The organism is Nocardioides sp. 616 (genome assembly GCF_002930065.1).
GTDB lineage: Bacteria > Actinomycetota > Actinomycetes > Propionibacteriales > Nocardioidaceae > Nocardioides > Nocardioides houyundeii.
In genome coordinates, this window is record NZ_POAG01000012.1 from 122045 (window position 1) to 140546 (window position 18502).

At 70.8% G+C, this 18502-nt stretch carries 13 protein-coding genes; 11 read left to right on the forward strand and 2 right to left on the reverse strand.

The features are described 5' to 3' along the window. Positions 1-37: 37 nt before the first annotated feature. Positions 38-1663: a chaperonin GroEL gene (gene groL / locus C5H89_RS05115; RefSeq protein WP_104105974.1), complete on the forward strand. Its 1626-nt coding sequence runs from the start codon at positions 38-40 to the stop codon at positions 1661-1663. Positions 1664-1773: 110 nt separating this feature from the next. Here groL and C5H89_RS05120 read toward each other — a convergent pair whose 3' ends face one another. Beyond that, positions 1774-3282 (reverse strand): hypothetical protein, encoded by a 1509-nt coding sequence (locus C5H89_RS05120; protein ID WP_162799214.1) that lies wholly within the window; start codon positions 3280-3282, stop codon positions 1774-1776. Between the two features lie 97 nt (positions 3283-3379). Between C5H89_RS05120 and guaB the strand changes: the two genes are divergently transcribed. From guaB to C5H89_RS05155, 7 genes are all read left to right on the forward strand, one after another. Next, positions 3380-4882, forward strand: coding sequence for an IMP dehydrogenase (gene guaB, locus C5H89_RS05125; RefSeq protein WP_240181717.1), 1503 nt, complete (start codon positions 3380-3382; stop codon positions 4880-4882). A 12-nt stretch (positions 4883-4894) separates the two neighbouring features. After that, positions 4895-6001 (forward strand): GuaB3 family IMP dehydrogenase-related protein, encoded by a 1107-nt coding sequence (locus C5H89_RS05130; protein WP_104105976.1) that lies wholly within the window; start codon positions 4895-4897, stop codon positions 5999-6001. Then, the gene (locus tag C5H89_RS05135; RefSeq protein ID WP_104105977.1) at positions 6001-7710 is read left to right on the forward strand and encodes a glycerol-3-phosphate dehydrogenase/oxidase; all 1710 of its coding nucleotides are present in this window, start codon (positions 6001-6003) and stop codon (positions 7708-7710) included. Before C5H89_RS05130 ends, C5H89_RS05135 begins: the two co-directional genes overlap by 1 nt. A gap of 55 nt (positions 7711-7765) precedes the next feature. Continuing rightward, positions 7766-9394 (forward strand): succinic semialdehyde dehydrogenase, encoded by a 1629-nt coding sequence (locus C5H89_RS05140; RefSeq protein ID WP_104105978.1) that lies wholly within the window; start codon positions 7766-7768, stop codon positions 9392-9394. Further along, the gene (locus C5H89_RS05145) at positions 9394-11112 is read left to right on the forward strand and encodes a GMC family oxidoreductase (protein ID WP_104105979.1); all 1719 of its coding nucleotides are present in this window, start codon (positions 9394-9396) and stop codon (positions 11110-11112) included. Before C5H89_RS05140 ends, C5H89_RS05145 begins: the two co-directional genes overlap by 1 nt. Before the next feature lie 299 nt (positions 11113-11411). Then, positions 11412-12980 (forward strand): glutamine-hydrolyzing GMP synthase, encoded by a 1569-nt coding sequence (gene guaA, locus C5H89_RS05150; protein WP_104105980.1) that lies wholly within the window; start codon positions 11412-11414, stop codon positions 12978-12980. Then, positions 12971-14026 carry a substrate-binding domain-containing protein gene (locus tag C5H89_RS05155; RefSeq protein ID WP_104105981.1) on the forward strand — a complete coding sequence of 352 codons (1056 nt, stop codon included), beginning with the start codon at positions 12971-12973 and terminating at the stop codon, positions 14024-14026. The genes guaA and C5H89_RS05155 overlap by 10 nt, the downstream gene beginning before the upstream one ends. On the opposite strand, the gene C5H89_RS05160 is transcribed toward C5H89_RS05155, so the two are convergent. After that, positions 14023-15198, reverse strand: a complete 1176-nt coding sequence (locus tag C5H89_RS05160; RefSeq protein ID WP_104105982.1) for an ROK family transcriptional regulator — start codon at positions 15196-15198, stop codon at positions 14023-14025. The genes C5H89_RS05155 and C5H89_RS05160 overlap by 4 nt on opposite strands. A 157-nt stretch (positions 15199-15355) precedes the next feature. Here C5H89_RS05160 and C5H89_RS05165 point away from each other — a divergent pair, with 157 nt between their 5' ends. The 3 genes from C5H89_RS05165 to C5H89_RS05175 are packed head-to-tail and all read left to right on the forward strand — an operon-like array spanning position 15356 to position 18490. After that, the gene (locus C5H89_RS05165; RefSeq protein WP_104105983.1) at positions 15356-16429 is read left to right on the forward strand and encodes a substrate-binding domain-containing protein; all 1074 of its coding nucleotides are present in this window, start codon (positions 15356-15358) and stop codon (positions 16427-16429) included. Continuing rightward, the gene (locus tag C5H89_RS05170; protein ID WP_104105984.1) at positions 16429-17241 is read left to right on the forward strand and encodes an ATP-binding cassette domain-containing protein; all 813 of its coding nucleotides are present in this window, start codon (positions 16429-16431) and stop codon (positions 17239-17241) included. Before C5H89_RS05165 ends, C5H89_RS05170 begins: the two co-directional genes overlap by 1 nt. Continuing rightward, complete coding sequence (locus C5H89_RS05175; RefSeq protein WP_162799215.1) at positions 17225-18490, forward strand: sugar ABC transporter permease; 1266 nt, start codon at positions 17225-17227, stop codon at positions 18488-18490. Before C5H89_RS05170 ends, C5H89_RS05175 begins: the two co-directional genes overlap by 17 nt. Positions 18491-18502: the final 12 nt, after the last annotated feature.

The window sequence follows — 18502 nt, forward strand, 5'->3', positions numbered from 1 at the left end:
GCGCGGCGTCCGGGCATTCCCCTTCCTAAGGAGCCACATGCCCAAGATCCTTGAGTTCGACGAGAACGCTCGTCGCGCCCTCGAGCGCGGAGTCGACAAGCTTGCCAACACCGTCAAGGTGACGCTCGGCCCCAAGGGCCGCTACGTCGTCCTGGACAAGAAGTGGGGCGCGCCGACCATCACCAACGACGGTGTCACCGTCGCCCGTGAGATCGAGCTCGACGACCCGTTCGAGAACCTTGGTGCCCAGCTCACCAAGGAGGTCGCCACCAAGACCAACGACGTCGCCGGTGACGGCACCACGACCGCCACCGTGCTGGCCCAGGCGATGGTCCACGAGGGCCTGCGCGCCGTGGCCGCCGGAGCCAACCCGATGAGCCTCAAGCGGGGCATGGACGCCGCGGCCGAGGCCGTCGGCGACGCCCTGCGTGAGGCGGCCCGTGAGGTCGAGACCCGTGAGGACATGGCCTCGGTGGCCACGATCTCCAGCCGCGACGCTCACATCGGCGACCTCCTGGCCCAGGCCTTCGACAAGGTCGGCAAGGACGGCGTGATCACGGTCGAGGAGTCCAACACCATGGGCACCGAGCTGGAGTTCACCGAGGGGATGCAGTTCGACAAGGGCTACATCTCGGCCTACTTCGTCAGCGACCCCGAGCGGATGGAGGCCGTCCTCGACGACCCCTACATCCTGCTCGTCCAGGGCAAGATCTCCTCGGTCTCGGAGCTGCTCCCGCTGCTGGAGAAGGTGATCGCTGCCGGCAAGCAGCTGTTCATCCTGGCCGAGGACGTGGAGGGCGAGGCGCTCTCCACCCTGGTGGTCAACAAGATCCGCGGCACCTTCAACGCGGTCGCGGTCAAGAGCCCCGCGTTCGGCGACCGCCGCAAGGCCATGATGCAGGACATCGCCACCCTCACCGGTGGTCAGGTCGTCGCGCCCGAGGTTGGGCTCAAGCTCGACCAGGTCGGCCTCGAGGTGCTGGGCCAGGCCCGTCGCGTCGTGGTCACCAAGGACAACACCACCATCATCGACGGTGCCGGTGACGCGACCGAGGTCGAGGGCCGCGTCAACCAGATCAAGGCCGAGATCGAGTCCAGCGACTCCGACTGGGACCGCGAGAAGCTCCAGGAGCGTCTGGCCAAGCTCGCCGGTGGCGTGTGCGTGATCAAGGTCGGTGCACACACCGAGGTGGAGCTGAAGGAGAAGAAGCACCGCATCGAGGACGCCGTGTCCGCGACGCGTGCCGCGATCGAGGAGGGCATCGTCGCCGGCGGTGGCTCCGCCCTCGTCCACGCGGTGTCGGTGCTCGAGGACAACCTCGGTCTCACCGGTGACGAGGCGATGGGCGTGCGGATCGTTCGCAACTCCGCCGACGAGCCGCTGCGCTGGATCGCCGAGAACGGTGGGGTCAACGGCTACGTCGTCACCACCAAGGTTCGCGAGCTCGGGGTGGGCAACGGCTACAACGCCGCCACCGACGAGTACGGCGACCTGGTCGCCCAGGGTGTCCTGGACCCGGTCAAGGTCACCCGCTCGGCGCTGGTCAACGCCACCTCCATCGCAGCCATGCTGCTCACCACCGAGGTGCTCATCGTGGAGAAGCCCGAGGACGAGGACGAGGCCCCCGCAGCTGCGGGCCACGGACACGGCCACGGCCACTGAGCAGTCAGCACCACGCACCACGCACCACGCACCACCACGAAGGGTCGGATCGCCTCGCAGGCGGTCCGGCCCTTCGGCCGTTCCTGGGCCGATCGGGCGCTCAGGCGTGCTCAGGCGTGAGGGGCCGAGCCATCCGGGCAGTGGTCCTCCGGCAGGTCCCGCTCCACGCCGTCCCGGAGCCAGATGATCCCGCCGTGGCAGCCGTAGCCGTGAGCGTCGTACCGCTCGCGCAGGACCTCGAGCAGCTCGGCCCCGCCGTCCTCGCTCCACAGCCCGGTCGGGACCAGCTGCACGAACCAGGTGGGGGCCTCAGGGCTCGTCAGGAGGTCGCGGAGCTCGACGTACTCCGGGTCCAGCGTCCGCATGGGCAGGCTCCACAGGTGTCGGTACGGGGACTCGCGTCCCGTGGCCAGCTGCAGGTCGGCCCGGCCGCCGAGGACGGTGACGGTGTCGCCCGGCTCGGCCACCGCAGCGATAGCCTCCCCGGTGTCGGCCTGACCACGTGAGGCCGTCCCGGTGGCGGTGACGACCCCGACCGTGGCGATGGAGGCGACGGATGAGATGGCGGCGAAGCCCACCACCACGCGCATCGCGCGGCCGCCGCGACCGGACAGGCCGGCGAGCATGGCGGTGGCGAGCACCGCGGCAGGCAGCAGGCCGAACAGGTAGTCGAGCCAGAAGCTGCCACCCAGCACCAGCGCGACGGCGTCGAAGAGGAACAGTGCCAGGGTCGCCCCGACGAGCACCTGCTGGCTGCGCCAGACCTTGCGCAGCAGTACCACGAAGGTGCCCATCACCAGCAGGATCCCGGTGCCCAGCGCGGCCAGGAGCAGGATGACCGCGCGCTGGGCGTTGGCCCCCGAGCTGGCGGAGGCGAGCTCGGCGCCAGCGTCGGAGCGGAAGCCGTAGATGGCGTACCACAGGGTGTCCAGCTGCACCCCGCTCTGCAGGGCCCACCCGATCATCAGGGCTGCGGGCACCGCCGCCCCGGCCAGCCCGGCCACGGAGAGTCGGGCGAAGGTGCGGGCGCTGATCTGCTTGGTCGCCAGGGAGAGCAGCAGCAGGGCCGCGGCGAAGACCAGCCCACCGAGCATGTTCTGCTTGAAGCCCGGTGCGACTCCGGCGCTGAGCCCGGCCAGTGCGGCCAGCGGCATCGACTGGCGCTGCAGGGCCAGGATCGCCAGCAGGCACGCGCCCAGCACGAACGGGAGGCTGAGCAGCTCACCCTTGACCCCGTCCGCGTTGATCATGGTGCTGCTGGTCAGTGCCGCGACGACCACCGCGGTCCACCGGGCGGCCCGCTCGTCGGCGATCACCAGGGCGATCCTGGCCGCGAGCAGCACCAGCGCGGCGCACACCAGGGCGCCGACCAGGCGCAGGGCGTACGGTCCGCCGATCGCGTCGGCCACCTTGAACGTGGCGATGATCTGCGGAGGCCGGTCCACGAAGTAGTGGCCGTACACGCTGCCCGGCTCCGGGACCCACGTGCGGGCCACCATGAGGAACCCCGCCTCGTCCGGGGACAGGGCGGTCCCGAGCCCCGGCAGCCGGAGCAGGAAGGCCACGAGTGCTGTCAGGGGGACCGCCCAACGCGTCAGGGTGGGCGTGGCCAAGGTCATTCGTCTCCCGTTTCCGGTCCAGCTGGAACGCCTGATGCTAGCGAGCGCCGCGGGCACGGGGGGCATCGGCGCGGCGGGCCGACGTAGACTGGTGAGCGTGGAGATCCCGGAGAAGTTCGCCAGCCTCGGCCTGACCTATGACGACGTCCTGCTGCTCCCCGGGGAGTCGGATCTGGCTCCGTCGGAGATCGACACCACCTCGCGGCTGACCCGGGAGATCTCGCTCAAGGTGCCGCTGGTCAGCGCCGCGATGGACACCGTCACCGAGTCCCGGATGGCCATCGCGATGGCGCGTGAGGGTGGACTCGGTGTGCTGCACCGCAACCTGTCGATCGAGGACCAGGCCTACCAGGTGGACCTGGTCAAGCGGACCCAGACCGGCATCATCTCCAACCCCGTGACCATCGGGCCGGACGCCACGTTGGCCGAGCTCGACCGGATCTGCGGTGAGTACCGGGTCTCCGGACTGCCGGTGGTGGACGGGGACGAGCGCCTGCTGGGCATCATCACCAACCGCGACCTGCGCTTCACCCCGGTCGCGGAGTGGGCCACCACCAAGGTCGACGAGGTGATGACCCCGATGCCGCTGATCACCGGACCGGTGGGCATCGCGCGCGAGGACGCCACCGCCCTGCTGCGCCAGCACAAGCGCGAGCGCCTGCCGCTGGTGGACGAGCAGGGGCGCCTGGGCGGCCTCATCACGGTCAAGGACTTCGTGAAGTCCGAGCAGTTCCCGCACGCCTCCTCCGACGCCGACGGGCGTCTCCTGGTGGGCGCCGCGATCGGCTACTTCGGTGACGCCTGGCAGCGCGCGACCACGTTGGTCGAGGCCGGGGTGGACGTGCTCGTCGCCGACACCGCCCACGGTCACGTGCACCTGCTGCTGGACATGGTCCGCCGGCTCAAGAACGATCCCGCCACCCGGCACGTGCAGGTGATCGGCGGCAACGTGGCGACCCGTGCCGGCGCCCAGGCCTTCGTGGACGCCGGAGCGGACGCGGTGAAGGTCGGCGTCGGCCCCGGCTCCATCTGCACCACGCGGGTGGTGACGGGCGTGGGCGTGCCGCAGGTGAGCGCGGTCTACGAGGCCTCCCTGGCCTGCAAGCCCGCGGGCGTGCCGGTGATCGCCGACGGCGGCATGAAGCACTCCGGCGAGATCGCCAAGGCGCTGGTCGCCGGCGCGGACTCGGTGATGCTGGGCTCGCTGCTGGCGGGCTGTGAGGAGTCGCCGGGCGAGCTGGTCTTCGTCAACGGCAAGCAGTTCAAGTCCTACCGGGGGATGGGCTCCCTGGGCGCCATGTCGAGCCGCGGCAAGAAGTCCTACTCCAAGGACCGCTACTTCCAGGCCGAGGTGGCCAGCGACGACAAGATCGTCCCGGAGGGCGTCGAGGGCCAGGTGGCCTTCCGTGGCCCGCTGGGCGCTGTCGCCCACCAGCTCATCGGCGGCCTGACGCAGTCGATGTTCTACGTCGGGGCGCGGACCGTCCCGGAGCTCCAGGACAAGGGCCGCTTCGTCCGGATCACCTCCGCCTCGCTCAAGGAGAGCCACCCGCACGGCGTGCAGATGACCGTCGAGGCACCCAACTACACCGGCATCTGAGAGGCTTCGACCGTGACCGAGATCGAGATCGGCAAGAACAAGCGCGCCCGACGGGCCTACGCCTTCGACGACGTGGCCATCGTGCCCTCGCGTCGCACCCGTGACCCCGAAGAGGTCAGCGTCGCCTGGCAGATCGACGCCTACCGCTTCGACCTCCCCGTCCTGGCCGCGCCGATGGACTCGGTGATGTCGCCGCACACCGCCATCGAGCTGGGCCGCCTCGGTGGCCTCGGAGTGCTCAACCTCGAAGGGCTCTGGACCCGGTACGAGGACCCGTCGGTGCTGCTGGAGGAGGTCGCCTCGCTGCGCGGCGCCGACGCCACCCGGCGGATGCAGGAGATCTACGCCGAGCCGGTGAAGGCGGAGCTGATCACCGCCCGGCTGGAGGAGGTGCGCGAGGCCGGCGTCACGGTCGCGGGCTCGCTCTCCCCGCAGCGGACCAAGGAGTTCGCCAAGGCCGTCGTGGACGCCGGCGTCGACATGTTCGTCATCCGCGGCACCACGGTCTCGGCCGAGCACGTCTCCAGCCAGGCCGAGCCGCTGAACCTCAAGGAGTTCATCTACGAGCTCGACGTCCCCGTCATCGTCGGCGGCTGTGCCACCTACCAGGCCGCGCTGCACCTGATGCGCACCGGCGCCGCCGGTGTGCTGGTCGGCTTCGGCGGGGGAGCGGCGCACACCACCCGCACCGTGCTCGGGATCGCGGTGCCGATGGCCAGTGCGGTGGCCGACGTGGCGGCCGCGCGCCGGGACTACCTCGACGAGTCCGGGGGCCGCTACGTGCACGTCATCGCCGACGGGTCCATCGGTCGGTCCGGAGACATCTCCAAGGCGATCGCGTGCGGCGCCGACGCCGTGATGGTCGGCTCGCCCCTGGCCCGGGCCAGCGACGCCCCCGGCCGGGGCTTCCACTGGGGCACCGAGGCGCACCACGCCGAGCTGCCACGCGGTCAGCGGGTGGAGTTCGAGCCGGTCGGCACGCTGGAGGAGATCCTGTTCGGTCCCTCCCGGGTGGCCGACGGCACGATGAACCTGATCGGGGCGCTCAAGCGCTCCATGGCGACCACCGGCTACACCGAGCTCAAGGAGTTCCAGCGGGTCGAGGTCGTCGTCGGCTGATGACGACCCCCATCGCCCTGAACCCCGCCTCGCGCGCCGCCGCCATCTCCTCGATGTCGGCGGGTGAGCTGGACGTGCTGGTGGTGGGCGGCGGGATCGTCGGCGTGGGTGCTGCGCTCGACGCCGTCACCCGCGGGCTGTCCACCGCCCTGGTGGAGCAGCGCGACCTGGGCAGCGGCACCAGCAGCCGCAGCTCCAAGCTGGTGCACGGCGGGCTGCGGTACCTGGAGATGTTCGACTTCGCCCTGGTCAAGGAGGCCCTGGAGGAGCGCGGTTTGCTGCTCACCAGGCTCGCGCCGCACCTGGTCCGCCCGGTGCCCTTCCTCTACCCCCTGGCCAAGGCCTACGAGAGGCCCTACGTCGGCGCCGGCCTGGCGCTGTACGACGGCCTGGCGATGGCCGGCAAGTACGACATGGGCGTGCCCAAGCACAAGCACCTGTTCCGCAAGCAGCTGGCGCGGATGGCGCCCGACATCAGGACCGACGAGCTGCACGGAGCCATCCGCTACTACGACTGCCAGGTCGACGACGCCCGTCTGGTGATGACGATCGCCCGCACCGCGGCCAACAACGGGGCCCACATCGCCACCCGGACCAAGGTGACCGGCTTCCTGCGCGAGGGCGGCCGGGTGGTCGGCGTACGGGCCCGCGACCTGGAGAACGGCGTCGACTTCGAGGTGCGCGCCCGCTCGGTGATCAACGCCGCCGGGGTCTGGACGGACCAGATCCAGGAGATGATGGGTGGCGAGGGGGCGCTGGACGTCGACGCGAGCAAGGGCGTCCACCTGGTGGTGCCGCGCGACCGCATCCGCTCCGAGTGCGGCTTCATCACCAAGACCGAGAAGTCGGTGCTCTTCGTCATCCCGTGGGGACGTCACTGGATCATCGGCACCACCGACACCCCCTGGGACCTGGACCGGGCGCACCCGGCGGCCAGCCGTGCCGACATCGACTACCTGCTGGGCCACGTCAACAGGCTGCTCAAGGTTCCGCTCGACCACGAGGACGTCGAGGGGGTCTACGCCGGCTTGCGCCCGCTGCTCAAGCCGATGCGCAAGGAGGCGGGCGGGGAGACCACCAAGCTGTCGCGGGAGCACACCACGGTGTCGCCGGTCCCGGGCCTGGTGCTGATCGCGGGCGGCAAGCTCACCACCTACCGGGTGATGGGCCGCGACGCCGTCGACATGGCGGTGCGCGAGCGTGACCAGGTCCGCGGCAGCATCACCGACCGGGTGCCGCTGGTGGGCGCCTACGGGTTCGAGACCCGGACCAACCAGCGCGTGGCACTGGCCCGGGCGGCCGGGCTGGAGGTCGGCCGGATCGACCACTTGTTGGGCAGGTTCGGCGGTCTCGTCGACGAGGTCCTCTCGCTGATCCAGGAGCGACCGGAGCTCGCCCGGCCGCTGGCGCAGGCCGAGGAGTACCTGGCGGCCGAGGTCGTCTACGCGGTGACCCACGAGGGCGCCCGGCACCTCGACGACGTGCTGACCCGGCGTACCCGGATCTCGATCGAGACCTTCGACCGCGGGGTGCTCGCCGCCCGGGAGGTGGCCTCGCTGATGGCCCAGGAGCTGGGCTGGGACGCCGGCGTCGCCGACTCCGAGGTCGACCACTACCTGCGGCGGGTCGAGGCCGAGCGGCAGAGCCAGCGAAAGCTCACCGACCAGGAGGCGGACGAGGCGCGGGTGCAGGCCCCCGAGATCGTGTGAGCGCTGTGACTACCGAGGGGTAGCCTGGGAGACGGCTGTCACATACTCTCGGTACATGACTGCCAGCCCCTTTCACGGCGGCTCCGGACGCGGGCCCCTCAGCGACGGCCCCCGGGATCCCGAGCACGACCCCAGCGCGAGCTACGCCCTCGAGCCCGACTACGTCGCGGTCCTGACCGCGCGCATCCGCGCGTCGGGGACCGACACGCACGAGGTGCGCTCCCCGATCGACGACGCCCCGCTGGCGCACCTGCCCCAGAGCTCGCCGGCGGACGTGGAGCGGGCGCTGACCCGTGCCCGCGAGGTGCAGGCGACCTGGTCGCGGACCCCGGTGGCGGAGCGCGCGAAGATGCTGCTGCGCTTCCACGACCTGGTGCTGGACCGTCAGGAGGAGATCTGCGACCTGATCTGCCTGGAGTCCGGGAAGGCCCGCAAGGACGCCTTCCTGGAGGTGGCCCACGTCGCGATGACCGCGCGCTACTACGGCCGGGTCGGGGCCTCGCAGCTGGCCACCACGCGCGTGCCGGGCATGTTCCCCGTCCTCACCCGGGTGGAGGTGAACCGGGTCCCCAAGGGCGTGGTCGGCATCATCTCGCCCTGGAACTACCCGTTCACCCTGTCGATGTCCGACGGGCTGCCGGCGCTCCTGGCCGGCAACGCGGTGGTCGCCAAGCCGGACTCGCAGACCACGCTGACCGCGCTGCTCGGGGCGTCGCTGCTCCAGGAGGCGGGCTTCCCCACGGACCTGTGGCAGGTGGTGGCCGGACAGGGCGCCGAGGTGGGCACGCCCCTGATCGCCGGGGTCGACTACCTCTGCTTCACCGGGTCCACCGCGACTGGCAAGCGGATCGCGAGCGAGTGCGCGGAGCGGCTGATCGGCTGCTCGCTGGAGCTCGGCGGCAAGAACCCGATGCTGGTGCTGCGGGACGCCCCGCTGGAGCGGGCGGCCGAGGGCGCCATGCGCGGTGCGTTCTCCAACGCCGGGCAGCTGTGCATCTCGATGGAGCGCATCTACGTCGCGGACCAGATCTACGACCGCTTCGTGGAGCGGCTGGTGGCGCGCACCCAGTCCATGGCCATGGGCGCCTCGCTGGACTGGGAGGTGGACATGGGCACGCTGATCAGCGCCCAGCAGCTGGAGACGGTCACCGCCCACGTCGAGGACGCGGTCGCCAAGGGAGCGCGGGTGCTGACCGGTGGCAGGGCCCGCCCCGACCTGGGTCCGTACTACTACGAGCCCACCATCCTGGAGGGCGTCACGCCCGAGATGACGTGCTTCGGCACCGAGACCTTCGGGCCGGTCGTCTCGCTCTACCGGTTCCACGACGAGGCCGACGCGATCGCCCGCGCCAACCAGGGCAGCTACGGCCTCAATGCCTCGATCTACACCGGCGACGGCCGTCGCGGTCGGGAGATCGCGCGGCACATCCGCTGCGGCACCGTCAACGTCAACGAGCCCTACGGTGCGGCGTTCGGCACGCTGGCCGCGCCCATGGGCGGGATGCGTGAGTCGGGGCTGGGCCGTCGCCAGGGCGCCGAGGGCATCCTGCGCTACACCGAGACCCAGTCGGTGGGCACCCAGCGCGGCCTTCCCATCGGGCCGCCGCGGGGGATGTCGGAGGAGACCTACGCCAAGCTGATGACCACCAGCCTCCGCCTGCTCAACAAGCTGGGCCGCGCCTGATGGGTGCCTCGTCCCCGGTGCACTACGACGTGCTGGTGATCGGGTCGGGCTTCGGCGGCTCGGTCAGCGCCCTGCGGCTGACGGAGAAGGGATACCGCGTGGGCGTCCTGGAGGCGGGGGCCCGGTTCGCCGACGACTCCTTCCCCTCGACCTCCTTCGACCTCAAGCGCTACCTGTTCCTGCCGCAAGCGGGGATGTACGGGATCCAGCGCATCGACCTGCTGCGCGACTGCATGATCCTGGCGGGTGCCGGGGTGGGCGGCGGGTCGTTGGTCTACGCCAACACCCTCTACGAGCCCTTGGAGGCCTTTTACCGCGATCCCTCGTGGGCCCACATCACCGACTGGAAGAGGGAGCTCGCCCCCTACTACGACCAGGCCAAGCGGATGCTGGGGGTGGTGGAGAACCCGGTGCGCACCCCCTCGGACGAGGTGATGGAGCAGGTCGCCCAGGAGATGGGCGTCGGCGAGACGTTCCACCCCACCCCGGTCGGGGTGTTCTTCGGCGGCCCGGGACAGGCGCCGGGCGAGACGGTCCCCGACCCCTACTTCGGTGGCTCGGGACCTGCGCGCAGTGCCTGCCTCAACTGCGGGGAGTGCATGACCGGCTGTCGGCACAACGCCAAGAACACCCTGGTCAAGAACTACCTCTACCTGGCCGAGGAGCAGGGTGCGGTGGTCCACCCGCTGACCACGGTGACCCGGGTCCGGCCGCGTCCCGGCGGCGGCTACGAGGTCCAGGCCCGGTGGACCAAGGCCAAGATGTCCCGGCGTACGGCGGTGCGGACCTTCACCTGCGACGAGGTCGTCTTCTCCGCCGCGGCGCTCGGCACCCAGAAGCTGCTGCACAAGCTCAAGGGCGACGGCGACCTGCCGCACATCTCCGACCGGCTCGGCAGCCTGGCGCGTACCAACTCCGAGGCGATCCTGGGGGCGCTCGCGCCGGACCTGGCCACCGACTACAGCCAGGGCGTGGCGATCACCTCCTCCTTCCACCCCGACGAGCACACCCACATCGAGCCGGTGCGCTACGGCCGCGGGAGCAACGTCATGTCCCTGCTCCAGACGGTGCTGGTCGACCCGGTCGAGGGCGAGAGCCGGCTGCGCAGCTGGGCCAGGGAGATGTGGAAGGAGCGCCGCAACGCCCTGGACCTGTACGACGTCAAGCACTGGTCCGAGCGGACCGTGATCGCCCTGGTGATGCAGACCCTGGACAACTCCATCACCACGATCCGGGTGCGCACGCCCTTCGGGTGGCGGATGTCGAGCAAGCAGGGCCACGGGGAGCCCAACCCGACCTACATCCCGGTCGCCTACGAGGCCGCCCGCAGGATGGCCGAGGCCATCAAGGGCACGCCCGGGGGCAACGTGGGGGAGCCGTTGAACCGGCCGCTGACCGCGCACTTCATCGGCGGCTGCACCATCGGGGACTCTCCGGAGACCGGCGTGGTGGACGCCTACCAGCGGGCGTTCGGTCACGCGGGCGTGCACGTCGTGGACGGCTCGGCGATCTCGGCGAACCTGGGGGTCAACCCGTCGCTGACGATCACGGCGCAGGCGGAGCGGGCGATGGCCTTCTGGCCCAACAAGGGCGAGCCGGACCCGCGGCCGCGCCTGGGGGAGGCCTACCGGCCGGTCGCTCCGGTCGCGCCGCGTCGGCCCGCTGTCCCCGCGTCCGCTCCGGCGGCACTGCGGCTGCCGATCGTGGCGGTCACCTGAGTCGCAACTGAGGCCTGGCTGAGCGCCGCCTGAATTTAATTACGATTGGGACTCGGTTTCCCCCAAATGGGGCATGTCGCTTTGGGCGTAACCTCTTCGATGGGGGATCGTTGGGACTAGTGCAAGGCCCGGTGACCAGCTCTCCCTCCCATGAACCGGGCCGTTGCCCTGTGCTGCTGGTCAGCATTGGGCGATCAGGGCCCGACCATCCTCCCTCCCCGGTCGGGCCCTGATGCATTTGGGCGGGCGGGGCTCTCGGTAGACTCGCCCCCGTCAGGATGGCCACGGAGAGGCAGCACATGTCGGAGCACGATCTGGTCCTGGTGGTCGACTTCGGAGCGCAGTACGCGCAGCTGATCGCCCGCCGGGTCCGCGAGGCACGCGTCTACTCCGAGATCGTGCCGCACACCATGCCGGTGGCGGAGATGCTGGCGCGCAAGCCCGCCGCGATCATCCTCTCCGGCGGTCCCTCGAGCGTGTACGCCGACGGCGCCCCGGGCATCGACACCACGATCTTCGCCTCCCAGACCCCGGTCTTCGGCATGTGCTACGGATTCCAGCTGATGGCCCAGGGCCTCGGCGGCGAGGTCGCGCACACCGGGGCACGGGAGTACGGCCGGACGCCGGTGACGGTCCTGGAACCCGGCACCCTGCTGGGGGCGCTGCCCGGAGCGCACAACGTGTGGATGTCCCACGGAGACTCGGTGCAAGCCGCGCCCGACGGCTTCACCGTGCTCGCCTCCACCGACGTCACGCCGGTCGCGGCCTTCGAGGACACCGCACGCCGGATGGCTGGCGTGCAGTGGCACCCCGAGGTGCTGCACACCGAGCATGGGCAGCAGGTCCTGGAGCACTTCCTGCTCGACATCGCCGGCTGCCGGCCCACCTGGACCATGGTCAACATCGTCGAGGAGCAGATCGAGCGGATCCGGGAGCAGATCGGCGAGACCGGCCGCGCCATCTGCGGACTCTCCGGCGGTGTCGACTCCGCCGTCGCGGCCGCCATGGTGCAGCGCGCCATCGGCGATCGACTGGACTGCGTCTTCGTGGACCACGGGCTGCTGCGCAAGGGCGAGGCCGAGCAGGTCGAGCGTGACTTCGTCGCCGCCACCGGCGTGAAGCTGCACGTCGTGGACGCCGAGCAGCGCTTCGCCGAGGCCCTCGCCGGCGTGTCTGACCCCGAGGAGAAGCGCAAGATCATCGGCCGGGAGTTCATCCGGGTCTTCGAGGCCGCCGAGGCCGATGTGCTGGGCGACGCCGCCTCCGCTGGGGCCAAGGTCGCCTTCCTGGTCCAAGGCACGCTCTATCCCGACGTGGTGGAGTCCGGCGGTGGTGCCGGTACCTCCAACATCAAGTCCCACCACAACGTCGGCGGGCTGCCCGACGACCTGGAGTTCGAGCTGGTCGAGCCGCTGCGCACCCTGTTCAAGGACGAGGTCCGCCTGGTCGGCGAGCAGCTCGGCCTGCCGGCCGAGATCGTGTGGCGCCACCCCTTCCCCGGGCCGGGCCTGGCGATCCGGATCATCGGCGAGGTCACCCGGGAGCGGCTGGAGATCCTGCGGGAGGCCGACGCCATCGCCCGCGAGGAGCTGACGCGTGCCGGGCTGGACCGCGACATCTGGCAGTTCCCGGTGGTGCTGCTCGGCGACGTGCGCTCGGTGGGGGTGCAGGGCGACGGTCGCACCTACGGTCACCCCGTGGTGCTACGTCCGGTGACCTCGGAGGACGCGATGACCGCCGACTGGGCGCGCTTGCCGTACGACGTCCTGGAGAAGATCTCCACCCGCATCACCAACGAGGTGGCTGAGATCAACCGGGTCACCCTCGACATCACCTCCAAGCCGCCGGGCACCATCGAGTGGGAGTAGGGGGCGGCGGCGCCGCCCGCCGCACCAGGCGAGGTCTGCTCGCGCTCGTGGTCAGCGTCCTGCTCACCGCGGCGGGGCTGTCCGGTTGTGTCAAGCCCGACCGGGCCGTGGTGGCGTTCCTGCTCGCCTCCGACCGGGCCGACCGTTGGACGGAGGTCGACGAGCCGTTCTTCCGGGCGCGGTTCGAGCAGACCTGCCAGGGCTGCGACTACCTGACCTACAACGCCCAGCAGGACGCGGGTCGCCAGGCGCAGCAGCTCGACGAGGCGCTCGAGGCCGGCGCCGACGTGGTGGTGCTGAACGCGGTGGACTCCGAGGCCGCCGAGAACCTGGTCCTCACCGCCGGCGACGTGCCCGTGATCGCCTACGACCGCTACGTGGCCGGGGCCGACTGGTTCGTCTCGGTCGATCCCGAGGAGATCGGCCAGCTCATCGGAGAGTCGGTCGTCGACCGGGTCGGCAAGCGAGCCGGCGTGCTCCTGGTCAACGGGCCGGCGAGCGACGCCAACGCGCGCACCATCCGCAGCGCCGTCAGCCGGGTGCTGGATCGGAACGACGTGCGGGTGCTCGCCGAGCTCGACCCGTCGTCCTGGGGCGCCGAGGAGGCGGAGGCGTTCGTGTCCGAGAACGCCCGCCTGCTGCCTCGCGTCAAGGCGGTCGTGGCCGCGAACGACACCCAGGCCGGCGGCGTGCTCCAAGCGCTGGAGGAGGCGGGGGTCAAGAGGTCCGACTACCCGTTCGTCACGGGTCAGGACGCCGAGCTGGCCGCCGTGCACCGGATCGTGGGGCAGGAGCAGGGGATGACGGTCTACAAGCCGCTGCCGGCCCTGGCCGAGCGGGCGGCGGACCTCGCCGTCGACGTGCTCGCGGGTGACGAGACCGAAGGGGCCAGCGACTACGAGGGCGTGCCCACGTTCCTGTTCGCCCCCGTCGCGGTCGGCCCTGCCAGCATCGCCCGCACCGTGCTGCGCGACCGGGTCTACGACCTCGACGAGATCTGCCCGCCCGAGCTGCTGCAGGAGTGCGAGGCGCTCGCCCTGCGCTAGTCCAGCGCGAGCTCGATGCGCTCGGCCGCCTGCAGCACGGCACCGGCCAACGAGGCTCGCTCGCCCAGGTGGCTGGCCAGCACCGGGGTGGCGGCCACGGCGTCCAGGGCATGGCGCCGCAGCCCGATCCGTGCGGGTTCCAGCAGCAGCTCCCCGGCGCGCGCCATGTCGCCACCCACCACCACCAGGGCGGGGTTGAGCAGGTTGACGATGCTGGCCAGGCCCCACCCCAGGTGCAGCCCGGCGTCCTCGAACGTGCGGATGGCCGCGACGTTGCCCTCCCCGGCAGCGGTGACGAGGTCGTCGATCCCGGCCCCGGGGAGCTGCGGGGCCATCATGGCCACGACGGCCGGCACCGACGCGTACGCCTCCAGGCATCCCCGGCTGCCGCAGCGGCACATCGGGCCCTGGTCGTCGAGCGTGAGGTGCCCGATCTCCCCGGCGGCTCCGGTGCTGCCGCGGTGCAGCGAGTCCTCGATGACGATGCCGGCGCCGATGCCCGAGCTGATCTTGATGAACACCGAGCTGGTCTCGCCGCGTGCCACGCCGAGCCGGTGCTCGGCCAGGGCCCCCAGGTTGGCGTCGTTCTCCACGTGGACGGGCAGCCCGAAGCGCTGGCTGGCCACGTCCGTGGCGCGCACCCCCACCCAGCCGGGGAGGATCGCCGAGGACCGGACCACCCCGTCGGTGACCGGGGCGGGCAGCGCCATGGTGATCCCCCGGAGCCGGGTGAGGTCGTGATCGTGCCGGGCGAGCAGCTCCTCCAGCAGCGTGCGGGCGAGAGCCACGCCGTCCTCCCAGTCGTGACCCGAGCCCAGCGGGACCCGGCGCTCCGCGACCACGGCCCCGGTCAGGTCGCCGAAGGCGACGGCGAGGTGACTGTGACCGAAGTCGATCCCCGCGACGATCCCGGCCCCCCGGGCCAGCTGCACCGTGGTGCCCCGCCGTCCGCTTCCCGGCTCGGTCTCCACGAGCTCCCGGGCGGCGAGGTCGCGCACGATGCTGGAGACCGTGGCCGGGGCCAGCCCGGTCAGCCGGGCCAGCGTCGCCTGGGTGACGGGGGCCGCGGCCTCGCCGTGCGGCGCACCGCGGCGCAGCACCGCGAGCACCCGGTGCAGGTTGGCCGTGCGCAGCGAGGCCGGTGAGCCGGGAGCACGGTCGCGGGGAGACATGCGAACACTGTGCGGGGCGGGGCATCAGTCGTCAAGACTCAGCAGCTAAAGCCGGGTCGTGTCCTCGACGCGAACTATTTCGTTCACCTCTTGACTACTAGGGATGTGACTCAGGACACTCGATCAGCGGCGGCGCGCCGCTCGACGAGGAGGAAACATGTCCGCAACCCTGCACCGCTACGCAGCCTGGGGTGCTGCACTGCTCATCGGCGTCGCCGGCCTGTCGGCCTGTGGGGCCAACGACTCCGAGGACGGCGACGGCGGCGACGGCGGTGACCAGGTCATCGCCCTGCTGCTCCCGGAGTCGAAGACCACTCGTTACGAGACGTTCGACCGCCCGCTGTTCGAGGGCAAGGTCGCCGAGCTCTGCGGCGAGTGCGAGGTGGTCTACTACAACGCCGACCAGGACGAGGCGAAGCAGACCCAGCAGGTCGACACCGCCATCTCCGAAGGCGCCAGCGTGATCGTCCTCGACCCGGTCAACGGAGCCGGGGCCGGCGGCATGGTCCGGACCGCCCAGGACTCCGGGGCCCAGGTGATCGCCTACGACCGGTTCATCGACGACGCCGACTACTACATCTCCTTCGACAACGAGACGGTCGGCCGCATGCAGGGCGAGGCGCTGGTCGAGGCCATGGGCGACCAGGGCGGCATCCTGATGCTCAACGGCGCTCCCACGGACCCCAACGCGGCCCAGTTCAAGGCCGGCGCCCACAGCGCCATCGACGACTCCGGGGTGAAGATCCTCGAGGAGTACGACAACCCCGACTGGAGCCCCAACAACGCCCAGGAGTTCGTCACCGACCAGCTCAGCAAGTACGACGCCGACCAGATCAACGGCGTCTACGCGGCCAACGACGGTCAGGCGGGGGGCGTCGTGGCCGCGCTCACCGGCGGTGGCGTGGCGGTGGACCAGCTGCCGCCGATCACCGGCCAGGACGCGGAGCTCGCGGCGATCCAGCGGATCCTCGCCGGTGAGCAGGAGATGACCATCTACAAGCCGATCGCGGTCGAGGCCGAGAAGGCCGCCGAGCTGGCGGTGGCACTGGTCAACGGTGACGACGTCGGCGAGACCGTGGACTTCGAGGGCGTGCCGTCGTTCATCTTCGACCCGATCGTGGTCACCAGCGACAACGTGGGCGACACCGTGGTGGAGGACGAGTTCTACAGCGTCTCCGACATCTGCACCGACGAGTACGCCGACGCCTGTGCGGACGCCGGCCTGAGCTGATGACGACCTCCCTCGACCGAGCTCCGGTCGGGGAGAGCGTGCTCTCCCTGACCGGGATCTCCAAGCGGTTCGGCGCCGTGCAGGCCCTCACCGAGGTCCAGCTCGAGGTGCGCGCCGGTGAGGTGGTGGCCCTGGTGGGCGACAACGGCGCCGGCAAGTCCACGCTCGTCAAGGTCATCTCCGGGGTCTACGCGCCCGACTCGGGGGACATCACCTTCTCCGGTCGGCAGATCCACGTCGGTGGACCGTCGGAGGCCCAGGCGCTGGGCATCGCCACGGTGTTCCAGGACCTGGCCCTGTGCGACAACCTCGACGTGGTGGCCAACCTGTTCCTGGGTCAGGAGCGGCTGGCCGGGCCCTTCATCGACGAGGTGGCGATGGAGAAGGAGGCGTGGCGCCTGCTCAGGACGCTGTCGGCCAAGATCCCGTCGGTCCGCATCCCGATCGCCTCGCTCTCGGGAGGGCAACGGCAGACCGTCGCCATCGCCCGCAGCCTGGTGGGCAGCCCCAAGGTCGTCATGCTGGACGAGCCCACGGCGGCCCTGGGCGTGGCCCAGACCGCCGAGGTGCTCAACCTGATCGAGCGCCTGCGCGACACCGGCCTGGCCGTCATCCTGGTCAGTCACAACATGGCGGACGTCCAGGCGGTGGCGGACCGGATCGTGGTGCTGCGCCTGGGTCGCAACGCGGCCGAGTTCCGGGTCGAGGAGGCCACCACCGATCAGCTGGTGGCCGCGATCACCGGCGCCTCGGACAACGTGGTCGCCGAGCGTGCGAACCGGGGAGGGGGACACGATGGCGCAGACGGGTGAGGAGATCCACACGCCGCAGGCCGCGATGGCTGCCGACCTCGCGGACGAGCGTCTGATCAAGACCCAGGGGATCGCCGGGTACGCCCGGCTGCTCGGGACTCGGCTCCGGTCCGGGGAGCTCGGCAACCTGCCGGTGGTGGTGGGCCTGCTCGTGATCTGCCTCGGCTTCTACCTCCAGGAGCCCCGGTTCCTCTCCTCGCGCAGCCTGGTCTCGATCAGCCAGTTCGCCGCGCCGGTGGGCATCATCGCCCTCGGCATCGTGCTGGTCCTGCTCCTGGGCGAGATCGACCTGTCGGTGGGGTCGGTCAGCGGGTTCGCCGCGGCGACCATGGCGGTCCTGCTGGTGGAGCAGGGCTCTGGCACTGTGCTCGCCATCGCGGCCGGCATCGGCGTCGGGGTGGTGATCGGGCTCTGCTACGCCTGGCTGTTCAACAAGCTGGGGGTGCCGTCGTTCGTCTTCTCGCTGGCGGGGCTGCTGGGCTTCCAGGGAGCCCTGCTCTACGTGCTGGGCAAGAACGGCACGATCAACCTGCCCTCGGACAACTTCCTGGTCCAGTTCACCCGGTTCGAGTTCCTGAGCCCGGTGGCCTCCTACGTCCTGGTGGTGCTGGTCACCGGTCTCTACCTCGGCTCCGGCCTGCTCACCATCGCCCAGCGGCGCCGGGCCGAGCTCAGCACCCCGTGGCTGCCGGTGCTGCTGGTCAAGGCAGCAGCGCTGTTGGTGCTGCTGCTGGTGCTGACCTGGTATGTCAACATCGACCGCGGGTGGAGCTACCTGTGGCTGTTCTTCGTCGCACTGGTGGTGCTGATGGACCTGGCGCTGAGGCGCACCCGGTGGGGACGGCACGTGTACGCCGTGGGTGGCAACGAGGAGGCGGCTCGCCGTGCCGGGATCAAGGTGGACCGGATCTACGTCTCCGTCTTCGTCCTGGGCTCGACCCTGGCTGCGGTCGGTGGCCTGCTCGCCGCGGGGCTCCAGACCTCGGTCTCCCAGGCCAGCGGCACCACCGACACCAACCTGACTGCGATCGCGGCGGCAGTCATCGGCGGTACGTCGCTCTTCGGCGGCCGCGGGTCGGCGTACTCGGCGTTGCTGGGGATCATCGTGCTGCAGGCCATCCAGACGGGCCTGAACCTGGTCGGGGTGGACTCGTCGGTGCGCTTCATGGTGACCGGGGGCGTGCTGCTGCTGGCCGTGACCATCGACTCCATCTCGCGCCGGGTGCGCTCCTCCAGCGGTCGGGGCTAGCAAAGGCGCGGG

What these genes read in the sequence shown, in the direction of transcription:
- C5H89_RS05175 (WP_162799215.1), top strand. Translation starts at nt 17,225, where the DNA reads ATGGCGCAGACGGGTGAGGAGATCCACACGCCGCAGGCCGCGATGGCT.
- C5H89_RS05170 (WP_104105984.1), top strand. Translation starts at nt 16,429, where the DNA reads ATGACGACCTCCCTCGACCGAGCTCCGGTCGGGGAGAGCGTGCTCTCC.
- C5H89_RS05120 (WP_162799214.1), bottom strand. Translation starts at nt 3,282, where the DNA reads ATGACCTTGGCCACGCCCACCCTGACGCGTTGGGCGGTCCCCCTGACA.
- groL (WP_104105974.1), top strand. Translation starts at nt 38, where the DNA reads ATGCCCAAGATCCTTGAGTTCGACGAGAACGCTCGTCGCGCCCTCGAG.
- C5H89_RS05165 (WP_104105983.1), top strand. Translation starts at nt 15,356, where the DNA reads ATGTCCGCAACCCTGCACCGCTACGCAGCCTGGGGTGCTGCACTGCTC.
- guaA (WP_104105980.1), top strand. Translation starts at nt 11,412, where the DNA reads ATGTCGGAGCACGATCTGGTCCTGGTGGTCGACTTCGGAGCGCAGTAC.
- C5H89_RS05160 (WP_104105982.1), bottom strand. Translation starts at nt 15,198, where the DNA reads ATGTCTCCCCGCGACCGTGCTCCCGGCTCACCGGCCTCGCTGCGCACG.
- C5H89_RS05145 (WP_104105979.1), top strand. Translation starts at nt 9,394, where the DNA reads ATGGGTGCCTCGTCCCCGGTGCACTACGACGTGCTGGTGATCGGGTCG.
- C5H89_RS05135 (WP_104105977.1), top strand. Translation starts at nt 6,001, where the DNA reads ATGACGACCCCCATCGCCCTGAACCCCGCCTCGCGCGCCGCCGCCATC.
- C5H89_RS05140 (WP_104105978.1), top strand. Translation starts at nt 7,766, where the DNA reads ATGACTGCCAGCCCCTTTCACGGCGGCTCCGGACGCGGGCCCCTCAGC.